Consider the following 11,728-nt stretch of genomic DNA (forward strand, 5'->3'; position numbering starts at 1 on the left):
TACTTGAAAAAATAGTGAACGAGAAATAGTTGCATATAGGGGACGTATGGAAACAGCTCGAATTCGTATTCTATAATGTAGATGAAAGTGACCAAATGTTTGCTTAGAAATCTATCAAACGGTGGAGGAGAAATGAAAAAGAGGAATTTTTGGCTAACCTTATCTTGTATTTTTGCAGTATCCCTGCTCAATGTTGGTTTTCTGTACCAATATCGCTATATTATTGATGCTATTGCGGCTGGAGATAGACAGGCCTTTGTGTCTTATTTTGTGCTGATGGGCATAACTGTCCTTGTCATGTTGGTCTTTGAATACATTCGCCAGATTGCCAACGTCACCTATCTCAATCAAGTAGGTTTCCAATTGCAGGCGACCTTTATTGGAAAAATTTTTGATTTGCCTTTTAGAGAGTTCGTTGAGCAGGGGGCAGGAGCCTATATTTCCCAGCTCAATAATGATTTGGAGACGGTGAAAGAAGATTATTACGACGCTTTCTTTACGATTTTTCAAGGTGCTTGTACCTTTGGCATTGCCAGTTTGGCCCTTCTTAGCTTGGATGGTCTGACCGCTATTTTCTTGATTCTGATTTCATTCTTGCCAGTTGTGATTCCCTATTTGTTTAAAAAGCGGAGAAGGCTCAATCAGGAGGCGATTTCAGACAGTCAGCAGGTATATAATACAAGGGTTTCAGATGTCTTTCTAGGTTATTTGCAAGTGAAAAATAGCCACCAAAGACAGCAGGTTTTAGATGGGCTGAGCGATCGCTATCAAGCAGTCAACGATAAGGTCAATCAAGCCACTCGAACGACAGTAACCATGCGGCTCTTAGTCGGTTTCGTCTTTTATCTGACCACTCTTTCGATTATCTTTATCGGTGGTTTTCAGGTCTTTTCTGGGGCCTTGACCATCGGTGGCTTGACAGCTATTCTGACCATTTCAGAGCAGTTGGTGGATCCCATTAACAGCATTGCGGCAGCTTTTTTGGATAGGCATGCCGTTAAGGAATTGAAGCAAGAGTTTGAGCTATCTACTTTGGGGCAAGAAACGAAGGGACAGGAACTAGCTTCAGCTTTCCAGAGCATGCAACTGGTTAAGGCTAGTTATGCTATCGGTGAGAAGCAGGTCTTTGAAGACCTGACCGTAGCGTTTGAGCGTGGCAAGAAGTACCTGATTCTTGGGGAAAGTGGTTCTGGCAAATCTTCCTTGGCTCTTATTTTGACCAAGAATAGCCAACTGCAAGCAGGGGATATTTACTTTGATAAAACCTCTCTTGCAGACTTGTCTTACCAAGCCATTCAAGACAAGATTGCCTATCTGCCACAAGAGGGAGCCCTTTTCCATGATACGGTTCTTTACAACTTGACCATGGGACAGGTTGTTTCAGAAGATAGGCTGATGTTTCTCATTAAGACCATGAACCTTGACAGTCGTTTTCCAAGTTATGCTTCTTTGAGCGAGGAGATTAGTGATGATAGCGGACTGTCTGGGGGGCAAAAGCAACGCCTGCTCTTGATTCGTGCCTTGCTGCAAGATAAGGACGTCTTGTTGCTGGATGAAAGTCTGTCTGCCTTGGATCAGGAAACCTATGCAGTGATTGAAGCCTACCTTACCTCACTAGCAGATAAGACGCTCATTCATATTTCCCACCGTGTGTCCGATGAGGTCCTTTCTCGCTATGATGGGGTGGTACGGATTGGGGAGAGCAATTAATTTTGTCAGATTGTTCCTATCTAGGAGGAGTTATGAAAAAGATTATCAATCAATTGAAACCAGTTATTGCCATTCAGTTGGTTTTCCATATCTTATATAGTTTGACCAATGTTGTTTTGCCAGAGTTAAATAAGTATCTTTTTGACCATATTTTTCAGATAGGCTGGACAGGGCTTGTCTGGCTCTTATTGGCTTATGCTTTGACCATCATTGCTAATTCAGTTTTTCAGTACATTTCCCAGGTTTATGAGTGGAAGGTGTCTCAGGGCTTCTATGTCACGGCTAAAAAAGGCCTGGCAAACAGCTTGTTATCACAGCCTTTATCCAAATTTTCAGAGAAGAATGTTTCTGCCTATCTGTCCATTTTTGACAACGATTTGGAAACCATTGAGGAGAGTCATCTGAGTCCTTTCATGGACATTATACGCTCTAGTTTGAGCATGCTCATCTATGCGGCTTCCCTCTTTATCTTTGTTCATCCCCTGGTTGCGGTTGGGATTATTCTGTCGTCTGCCTTGGCGGTTTTCATTCCCAAGTGGATTTCTGGTCCTCTTTCTCAGCGTCAGCGGGCATTTTTACAGAGTTTAGAAAGTTATTTTCAGGTGGTGACAGACCTCTTTTCTGCTAAGAACCGCGTTAATACCGAAACTTTCGGCTCCATCAGCCGTGTCCATCATCAGTCAGTAGAAGAAAGTGAGCAAGCCCGTTTTCGCTTTGGGCAATTCAAGACCCTGGCTAATGTCGTCAATGGATTTTCCATGTTTTTGGTGCAATTAACGGCTTTTGGTTTAGTCGGCTATCTCTTGCTACAAGAAGAGTTGACCATCGGTGCTGCCATTGCGACTTTTAGCTATGTTGAAAATTTCATCTATCCTATGAAATACATCCTCTTGGATGTCAATTATATCCATTCGACCAAGGAAACGGTCGCCAACCTAGAAGACTATCTTGCTGGTCAGATCTTGTCTGAACATGTGCCAAGCTATCCCAATGTGACAGCCTTGGAAGTGAAAGATGTAGCTTATCATGTGGGAGAATTAGCGGTAGCAGATTTTTCCTATCGGTTTGACAAGGGGAAAAAGTATGCCATCATTGGCCCGTCAGCCAGCGGAAAATCGACTTTTCTACGAGTGTTAGCAGGAGAACTAGCTCTGGACAAGGGAAGTGTTTCCTATCTGGAAAATGATGTTTTGCATGAAATGGAAACTGCCACAGCCTTCTATCTCAGCCAGTTTGAGCATCTTTACCATACCGATTTTGAAAACAATGTGTCTGTTTTTGGGACCTATGAGAAGGGAAGAGAGGTCATGCTTGGCTTGTTGAAGAGCTTGCCAACGAGTTTACAGGACACCTTGCGTACAACAACAGACCCTAATCTCTTGAGTGGTGGCGAGAAAAATGTCCTGTGTCTGCTCCGTGCCCTGATGAGTGGTAAGGATGTCTTGCTCTTGGATGAACCGACCGCTCATTTAGACCCTGCCCTGACCAAGCAGGTTTTGACCAAGCTCTTGCAGCTGGAGGACAAACTCATCATTACTATCTTGCATGAATCAGACCCTGCCATCCTAGACATGTTTGATGTGGTTTTGGAAATGCGTGATGGGAAATTGCGTGAGAAGATATAAAAATGACCCCAAGTCATCAACTTTGACTTGGGGTTATTTAGCGAATATCTTGACCAACTTCTGAAAAAGGGGTAAACTGTATGTACAAAACGTCTATACAAAGGAGTTGGGAATAATGGGAGCAACACAACAGGTAAACTTTAGGGCAGATTCATTTTATTATCAGCAGACAAAGGAGCTATTAGCAGGAGAAAGCATGACAGTTTCAGATGTGCTGAATGCGACCTTGAGAAAAATTGCGACAGGTACTATTGATGCCCAAGAATTTGTCACAAAAGACAGTAGGGAGGATAGCAACAAGATTGCTTTTGAAGAGTTAAAGAAAGAAATCTTGTTAGGGCATCAGGATATTCTCGCAGGTAAGACAAGTTCTCTCGTGGCTGTCAGAAAGGAATTTGGTCTTGACTGATAAGAAAAAATATGAGCTTGTTATTTCTGATAGAGCCAAACAGGATTTGCAGGCTATATATGATTACATTCTGATCAATTTTTACAGCCAACAAGCAGCGGCTAGCAAAATTGATTTGATATTGAAGGCTTTGGAAATATTAGAGCTATTCCCTGAAGTCTGTCCCTTGGTATCTAGCAGAGGATTTGGCAACCTAACTGCCGATGGAAAGCCCTACCGTTATATGCCGATAGAACATTATCTCGTTTTTTATTTCATAGAGGGCTATCAGGTTTTTGTAGCCCGTATCTTGCATTCAAAGCAAAACTGGATAACATTACTTAAATGATTTGAAGCCAAATAATTAGCATAAAGTATCACCCCAAGTCATCAACTCTGACTTGGGGTTTCTCGTTTATCATGCGGAGAAAGGGATTTGAACCCTCACACCCGATGGGCACATGCGCCTGAAGCATGCGTGTCTGCCGTTCCACCACCTCCGCTTGTTTTTATTATACTATTTTTTTCTTGACTTGGCTAGGGGAAAATGGAATGATTATCAAACCATGATCACATGTTCATCAGTCCTTTTATACCAACCCCCGCTACAATAGTAGAACAAGGAGGAAAATATGAAGAGAATCATCAAGCAATACCAAGAAAAAGGATCTGTTGTCATTGGCTACGCTCGTGTGAGTTCGAGGGACAATCGGCAAGAACTGGGGCTAGAAGTGCAAAAAGAAGCCCTACACTTCTGTGACAGACTCTACATGGAAAAGGAATCGGGAGGTCATCAAGACCGCCCACAACTTCAAAAAGCTATCAAGCTAGCCAAAGCCTGTGCTGAAAGCGGGATAGAGACCAGATTTGTAGTCTATAAGCTAGACCGCCTAACCAGAAAGATGCTCCATCTGTCTGCTATCATCTCAGACTTGACCAGCCATCAGATCCGCCTGCAATCTATCCACGAACAAATCGAAACAGACTCGCTAACAGGTCGATTCTTCTGCCTCATGCTAGGCTATGTGGCAGAATGGGAACTCCAAGCCATTTCTGACCGTACAAAAGACGGACTGCGTAAGGCCAGAGAACGTGGTGTAAAATTGGGCAATAAGGGTATTTCAAAATCAAAGGAAAAACAAGTGATTCAGAGCTATGTGGTAGAAGAAACAACCGTTCGAGACATGGTCAACCAACTCAATATTTCAACAGCAACCATCTATCAGGTCTTAAAACGAAATAATATCCCATTTCGTCGTCAAAAAGCACATAATTCTTTGACAGAAACAGGAGAAAATGATAAACTGTAAGCGAATATATGTGTTTTAGCAGACGGTCGTTTGGTAAAACAATCAAAGTTGTCAATAGAAAATATTCAAAATGCTGATTTGACGGGCTTTTCAAGCCTTATCAAGTTGGCATTTTTTTGATTTTTCTATGTTTTAGTTAACGACCCTTAACTAAAACAGGTACAAACCCTATTGTAGCAGGGGATTATAAGGTGAAAAAGAAAGGAAAGGTCGATAAGACCTTGGGAAAATAGAATGCAGGTAAAAAAATTTGCTAAATGGGGCCTTGCCCTTACTTCTACCCTTGTTTTGGGCGGTGCAATTGCCCCTGTGGGCAATCAGTTGCTGGGCGGTTCTGCTGTTGTGTACGCTCAAGACGGTGCAGTATTTGAACCTTATGTAGTCGAATTCTATATCGATGGAGAATACTGGGGTGTTGCAAATCGAGGCTATAACTCAGGTTGGCCATATGTTAGGTTAGAGCCATATAGTGAAGAATTTCCTGGTAAAGAGTGGCCACGCGAAGAATTAGGTGGATTCACCTCAAATCTGCCTAATGTTTCCGTGGTGACAAAAGAAGACCTGGATAGTATTGGTAGCGTGGTAAAGGTATATTGGACTAGAAAGCCAGTGGAAACCCTACCAGTCGAACAACCAACTGAACAACCAGTTGCAACCCCAGCTGACCAGCCAGTTGAAAAACCAATTTCGGTACTAATAGGTGCAATTTCAGAAGTTGATGGTCCATTATCTCATTACTATGTTACCATCAACCCGGGAGAAACAAAGACGGTAGAAACACCCAAGGTTGATGGATACAAGTTGGACCAATATACTAGTCCAACCTATGAACTTACCTATGATAATGCCTTAAAGCAACTAAACTCTGCTGGTTTTGCATGGGTTCAATTCTGGATGATTAAGGACGCCGCTCCAGAAACCCCAGTCGAACAACCAACTGAACAACCAGTTGAACAGCCAGCTGAAGTTCCAGTTGAGCAACCAGTTGAACAGCCAGCTGAACAACCAGTTGACACTCCGACAGACAAACCAGTTGAACAGCTAACAGATGCCTCGTCCTTAACTGACCAGACAGCTGGCAAGGTTCAAGCAGTGACAGCAACTGATAAGAAAACGGTAGACAAGTCCGCTCCAAGCACTCCTGCTGTTAAACCAGAGGAAGTATCACAACCTGTTGCCAAAACCTTGCCAAAAACAGGTGATAGCAGCTCTATGCTCCTAGTCTTAGGGGGCGTCTTGTCCGGTCTTTCTGGTCTCGGACTAGCTGCCACATCACGCAAAAGAGACTAGTCCATCTATGTATACCAAGGAAGCTCTCGTTTGAGGGCTTTTTCTATTGTATATATTTCCATTGGCAAGAAAATACTAGCTGTGCAGGATTTGGCTTTGCTCCCTTTTTCCTAGGAAATTTGGTATAATAGGAACAAGTACACACAAAGGAGTCTTCATTGCAAGGAAGAATTATCAAGGCCTTGGCTGGTTTTTACTATGTCGAGGCAGATGGACAGATTTATCAAACCAGAGCCAGAGGAAATTTTCGTAAGAAGGGACAAACGCCCTATGTGGGTGATTTTGTGGACTTTTCTGCGGAGGAAAACTCAGAAGGCTATATTTTAAAAATCCACGAGAGAAAGAATAGTTTGGTTCGTCCTCCAATTGTCAATATCGATCAGGCGGTGGTTATCATGTCGGCCAAGGAACCTGATTTTAATGCCAATCTACTGGATCGTTTCCTAGTTCTCCTTGAACAGAAGGATATGGATCCCATTATCTATATCTCTAAGATGGACTTGGTAGAAGAACGGGCGGAGATGGATGCCTTCAAGGCTATCTATGAGAAAATTGGCTATCCTTTTGTCTATAGTTTGGAGGAATTGACGCCATTATTGCAGGATAAGGTGACGGTCTTTATGGGGCAGACAGGGGTTGGCAAGTCGACTCTTCTCAACCGCATTGCACCAGAATTAGCCTTGGAAACAGGGGCGATTTCAGATAGTCTGGGGCGTGGTCGCCATACCACTCGTGCGGTCAGCTTCTACAATGTTTTCGGTGGGAAAATTGCGGATACGCCAGGTTTTTCATCCCTAGATTATGAAGTCAAGGAGGCTGAGGCTTTGACAGATTGTTTCCCAGAAATTGCGGAAAGCAGCCAGTCCTGCAAATTTAGGACCTGTACCCATACCCATGAGCCGGATTGTGCAGTCAAGGAAGCTGTTGCCAGCTCTGCTATTTCCCAAAGTCGCTTTGACAATTATCTCCAATTCCTCAGCGAAATCCAAAATCAGCGTGAAACCTATACCAAGGTTAGTAAGAAATTCAAATAGAAAGTTGGTTCTCTATGTCACATTATAAGATTGCACCGTCTATTTTGGCGGCAGATTATGCAAATTTTGAAAAAGAGCTCAAACGTCTAGAAAAGACAGGTGTGGAGTATGTGCACATTGATGTCATGGACGGTCACTTTGTGCCAAATATTAGCTTTGGGGCGGATGTGGTTGCGGCTATGCGTCCTCATAGCAAGCTGGTTTTTGATTGCCATCTCATGGTGTCCAATCCTGAAAATCATATTGAGACCTTTGCACATGCGGGTGCGGATATCCTGACTATTCACGCAGAGGCAACGGTTCACTTGCATGGGACCCTCCAAAAAATTCGTGCGGCTGGTATGAAGGTGGGTGTGGTGATCAATCCAGGCACTCCTCTTGTGACCATTGAGCCGGTGCTCAACTTGGTGGATCAGGTTCTGCTCATGACGGTCAACCCAGGTTTTGGTGGACAAGCCTACATTCCAGAAGTGGCTGAGAAGATTGCGGATTTGGTTAAATTGCGTGAGGCCAAGGGCTTGAACTTTGACATCGAAGTGGACGGCGGGATTGACGACAAGACCATTCATTCAGCCAAAAATGCGGGTGCCAATGTCTTTGTGGCTGGTTCCTACCTCTTCAAAGGAGACTTGGATGCCAACGTTGCCAAACTGAGAGCAGCCCTCAATGATTAAGATTGCTGTCATTGCAGGCGGTTCCTTTGACTGCCTTCCTGAGCCTGCCGACCTCTATGTGGGGGTAGATGCAGGCTCTCTTCGTCTTCTGGACCACTCCCTGCCTCTTGACTGGGCTATCGGTGATTTTGACTCGGTGACCTCTGAGGAGTTGGGGCAGATAAGGGAGATGGCAGAGTGGTTTCTGCGAGCTCCTGTTGAAAAAGATGATACAGATTTGGAGCTGGCTTTAAAGGAAATCTTCAAGGCCTATCCGCAGGCCCAGGTTCGCATATATGGAGCTTTGGGTGGCCGCATGGACCACATGATGGCCAATCTCTTTCTGGCTGCAGAGCCTGACTTGGCTGCCTTTATGGAGCAGATCGAATTGGTGGACAGTCAGAACATCGTCCGATTTCGACCTGCAGGTCAGCACCGTTTGTCACCGATTGCTGGTATGAAGTACATTTCCTTTATGCCGTCGGACCAGAGTCGCCTGACCATTCGTCATGCCAAGTACCCGCTGGATGCCAGCAATTATTTTTTCAAAAAATGCTATTCCTCTAACGAATTTATAGATAGAGATATAGACATTCAACTGGATCAGGGCTACGTGGTCCTGATCTACAGTAAGGACAAGGATTAGATGGATATTGTATTACTTATTTTGCTGATACTGGTCTTGGTGGCCTTGGTTTTTCTTTATGGAAAATGGCAGAGCTTGGCCCTGCTTTTGCAAGATCAAGCCGAAGATACAGCAGACAATTTGTCTGACCAGCTCAGCTATCAACTAGAAAATGCAACTCTCAAACAGCAGCAGGCCATTCATCAGGAGGTGGAAAGACTCCGCACGGAGCTTTACCAACAGCTAACCGACATACGTCAAGAGCTGAATAAGAGCCACTTGGAAAATCGAGATGCCACCGACCGCCGTTTGCAGGCCATTCAGGAGTCTAATGAAAAACGCTTGGAAGAGATGCGGCAGACGGTTGAGGAAAAGCTGGAGAAAACCCTGCAAACCCGCCTACAAGCCTCCTTTGAAACGGTGTCCAAGCAGTTGGAATCAGTTAATCGTGGTCTGGGTGAAATGCAGACGGTGGCGCGTGATGTGGGCAGTCTTAACAAGGTTCTGTCTGGTACCAAAACCCGTGGCATCATGGGTGAGTTGCAGCTGGGACAGATTATCGAGGATATTTTGACACCTAGCCAATATGAGCGAGAGTTTGCCACGGTTTCAGGCTCGAATGAGCGCGTAGAGTATGCGGTCAAGCTACCAGGACGGACCGAGGGAGACTATATCTATCTGCCAATCGACTCCAAGTTTCCGCTGGCAGATTACTACCGCTTGGAAGATGCTTACGAAAGTGGGGACAAGGACCAGATTGACCTCCATCGCAAAAATCTCTTGGCTGCTATCAAGCGCTTTGCTAAAGATATTCAGAGCAAGTACCTCAATCCGCCTGAAACGACTAATTTTGGTGTGTTGTTCTTGCCAACCGAAGGGCTGTATTCAGAAGTGGTTCGCAATCCGATTTTCTTTGATGAGCTTCGCCGTCAGGAAAATATCGTGGTAGCAGGACCGACCACACTTTCTGCCCTGCTCAATTCCCTCTCCGTCGGCTTTAAGACCCTCAACATTCAACGATCAGCCGATGATATTTCCAAGGTCTTGGGCAATGTCAAGCTGGAATTTGGCAAGTTTTCTGACCTCTTGCTTAAGACTCAGAAACAACTCAATCAAGCCAGCAGCAATATTGACAAACTCCTAACAACTCGCACCAACGCTATCGAGCGTAGTCTTCGTACTATTGACCTGTACGAAGATGACCAAACCAAGGGACTGCTTGGCCTGTCCCCATTAGATGAGGAAGATAATGAAAATTAACCAAATGAAAAAAGATGAATTCTTCGAAGGATTCTATCTGATCAAGACTGCTGAAGTCCGTCAAACACGGGCTGGAAAAGACTACCTAGCTCTGACCTTCCAGGATGATACTGGTGAGATTGAAGGCAAGGTCTGGGATGCCCAACCAGGGAAAATCAAGGACTTTACTGCTGGGACAGTTGTTCACATGCAGGGACGCCGTGAAGTTTACAACAACACCCCCCAAGTCAACCAACTGGTTCTTCGTTTACCAAAGGCAGGTGAGCCCAACGACCCTGCTGATTTCAAGGAAAAACCACCTGTGGATGTCAAGGACACCAAGGACTATTTGAGCCAGATGATTTTCCGCATCGAAAATGCCACATGGCAGCGGATCGTCCGTGCCCTTTACAGTAAGTACGACAAGGAATTTTATTCCTACCCAGCTGCCAAGACCAACCACCACGCTTTTTATTCTGGTCTGTCCTACCACACGGCGACTATGGTGCGTTTGGCGGATGCTATTGGAGATATTTATCCCCAGCTCAACAAGAGCCTGCTTTTTGCAGGAATTATGCTCCATGACCTAGCCAAGGTGATTGAACTGACAGGCCCTGATAACACAGGCTACACTGTCCGTGGCAATCTGATTGGGCATATTTCCCTGATTGATGAAGAGATTACCAAGATCCTGATGGAATTGGGTATTGACGATAGCAAGGAAGAAGTGACTGTTCTGCGCCACGTTATCCTCAGCCACCACGGTTTACTGGAGTATGGTAGCCCTGTCCGTCCGCAGATTATGGAGGCGGAAATCCTCCACATGATTGACAATATCGATGCAGAAATGATGATGATGTTGACCGCTTTGGACAAGGTCGGTCCAGGCGAGATGACCAATCGCATTTTCGCCATGGACAACCGCGCCTTCTATAAACCCAATATCGACTGATGGCAGTCAAGATTTTAACGCGTAAGCCCCTCACCAAAGGCTGGTCCACGGACCAAAAGTTCAAGGTTCGGCTCGATGACGGTCGCTTTTGTCTTATGAGAATAGCAGAGCAGACATCCTATGAGGCTAAGCAAGCAGAATTTCGATTGGTTCAAAGCTTGTTTGGACAAGACTTGCCTGTGGCAGAGCCACTAAGTTTTTGGGCGGATGAGGAGTCAGTCTACACCCTTTATGAATGGATGGAAGGTCAGGATATGAATGAAGTGGCTTCTAGCCTATCTGATTCTGTCTTATATGATTTGGGCTGTCAGTCAGGGCAGTTTTTGCGAACCTTGCATGCCCTACCGATTGACCAAAGTCAACGGGACTGGAACAGTTTTTATCAGGCTAAGATTGACAATAAATTAGCTGCCTACCAAGCAGCTAGTCATTCCTACCCAAATGGTTCTGCTATGATAGACTTTGTTCAAGCCAACCGTCACTTGCTGGCAGGAAGACCAATTGCCTACCATCATGGAGATTTTCACACAGGTAACTTCCTACTGGGTGCGGATGGGAAACTGAAAATATTAGACTTTGATCGCTACGACATAGGAGACCCCTGGGAAGAATTCAACCGTTTGATTTTCACGGCAGATTTGTCTCCAGCCTTTGCGCGTGGTCAGGTAGATGCCTATTTTGAAGGCGCTATTCCAGAGGAATTTTGGAGACTTTTAGCCCTTTATCTGACCGTGAACAGTCTGGGGGCTCTTTCTTGGGCGGAGCAGGTGGATCCACTCCAAATCCCCTTGATGCAGGAACAGGCGGCCACCATCTCAGAATGGTATGCGGACTTTACTCGCTGGATTCCAACGTGGTATCTACAAGTTTATAGCTAAATACGAAAAAGCGAACTTTTTCAA

Annotated in this window: 12 protein-coding genes and 1 tRNA gene; 12 read left to right on the top strand and 1 reads right to left on the bottom strand. The window is 44.9% G+C overall.

Annotation, left to right across the window (positions count from 1 at the left end):
* Positions 1–132 precede the first annotated feature (132 nt).
* The 4 genes from P7J58_RS10505 (at position 133) to P7J58_RS10520 (ending at position 4,072) form a co-directional block, all read left to right on the top strand.
* Positions 133–1,710, top strand: coding sequence for an ATP-binding cassette domain-containing protein (locus tag P7J58_RS10505; protein WP_408556308.1), 1,578 nt, complete (start codon positions 133–135; stop codon positions 1,708–1,710).
* A 32-nt stretch (positions 1,711–1,742) separates the two neighbouring features.
* Entirely contained in the window at positions 1,743–3,335 is a 1,593-nt protein-coding gene (locus P7J58_RS10510) for an ATP-binding cassette domain-containing protein (protein ID WP_408556309.1), read from the top strand.
* Positions 3,336–3,450: 115 nt separating this feature from the next.
* Positions 3,451–3,744: an antitoxin gene (locus tag P7J58_RS10515; protein WP_024379282.1), complete on the top strand. Its 294-nt coding sequence runs from the start codon at positions 3,451–3,453 to the stop codon at positions 3,742–3,744.
* Positions 3,737–4,072 (top strand): type II toxin-antitoxin system RelE/ParE family toxin, encoded by a 336-nt coding sequence (locus tag P7J58_RS10520; protein WP_029173734.1) that lies wholly within the window; start codon positions 3,737–3,739, stop codon positions 4,070–4,072. Before P7J58_RS10515 ends, P7J58_RS10520 begins: the two co-directional genes overlap by 8 nt.
* Before the next feature lie 72 nt (positions 4,073–4,144).
* Here the strand turns inward: P7J58_RS10520 and P7J58_RS10525 are convergent.
* Positions 4,145–4,226 (bottom strand) — tRNA-Leu (locus tag P7J58_RS10525).
* A gap of 129 nt (positions 4,227–4,355) precedes the next feature.
* Between P7J58_RS10525 and P7J58_RS10530 the strand changes: the two genes are divergently transcribed.
* The 8 genes from P7J58_RS10530 to P7J58_RS10565 all read left to right on the top strand — a co-directional run bounded on the left by P7J58_RS10530 (position 4,356) and on the right by P7J58_RS10565 (position 11,704).
* Positions 4,356–5,033 (top strand): recombinase family protein, encoded by a 678-nt coding sequence (locus P7J58_RS10530; RefSeq protein ID WP_024419178.1) that lies wholly within the window; start codon positions 4,356–4,358, stop codon positions 5,031–5,033.
* Positions 5,034–5,267: 234 nt separating this feature from the next.
* Entirely contained in the window at positions 5,268–6,323 is a 1,056-nt protein-coding gene (locus P7J58_RS10535; protein WP_408556310.1) for an LPXTG cell wall anchor domain-containing protein, read from the top strand.
* A 158-nt stretch (positions 6,324–6,481) separates the two neighbouring features.
* Positions 6,482–7,357 (top strand): ribosome small subunit-dependent GTPase A, encoded by an 876-nt coding sequence (rsgA, locus tag P7J58_RS10540; RefSeq protein ID WP_408556311.1) that lies wholly within the window; start codon positions 6,482–6,484, stop codon positions 7,355–7,357.
* Between the two features lie 14 nt (positions 7,358–7,371).
* The gene (rpe, locus tag P7J58_RS10545) at positions 7,372–8,031 is read left to right on the top strand and encodes a ribulose-phosphate 3-epimerase (RefSeq protein ID WP_099776979.1); all 660 of its coding nucleotides are present in this window, start codon (positions 7,372–7,374) and stop codon (positions 8,029–8,031) included.
* Complete coding sequence (locus tag P7J58_RS10550) at positions 8,024–8,656, top strand: thiamine diphosphokinase (protein WP_029186444.1); 633 nt, start codon at positions 8,024–8,026, stop codon at positions 8,654–8,656. Before rpe ends, P7J58_RS10550 begins: the two co-directional genes overlap by 8 nt.
* Complete coding sequence (locus P7J58_RS10555) at positions 8,657–9,895, top strand: DNA recombination protein RmuC (RefSeq protein ID WP_408556312.1); 1,239 nt, start codon at positions 8,657–8,659, stop codon at positions 9,893–9,895.
* Entirely contained in the window at positions 9,885–10,826 is a 942-nt protein-coding gene (locus tag P7J58_RS10560) for a 3'-5' exoribonuclease YhaM family protein (protein ID WP_408556313.1), read from the top strand. Before P7J58_RS10555 ends, P7J58_RS10560 begins: the two co-directional genes overlap by 11 nt.
* Positions 10,826–11,704, top strand: coding sequence for an aminoglycoside phosphotransferase family protein (locus P7J58_RS10565; RefSeq protein ID WP_029179192.1), 879 nt, complete (start codon positions 10,826–10,828; stop codon positions 11,702–11,704). The genes P7J58_RS10560 and P7J58_RS10565 overlap by 1 nt, the downstream gene beginning before the upstream one ends.
* Positions 11,705–11,728: the final 24 nt, after the last annotated feature.

This window comes from Streptococcus suis, assembly GCF_046032535.1.
Lineage (GTDB): Bacteria > Bacillota > Bacilli > Lactobacillales > Streptococcaceae > Streptococcus > Streptococcus suis_AK.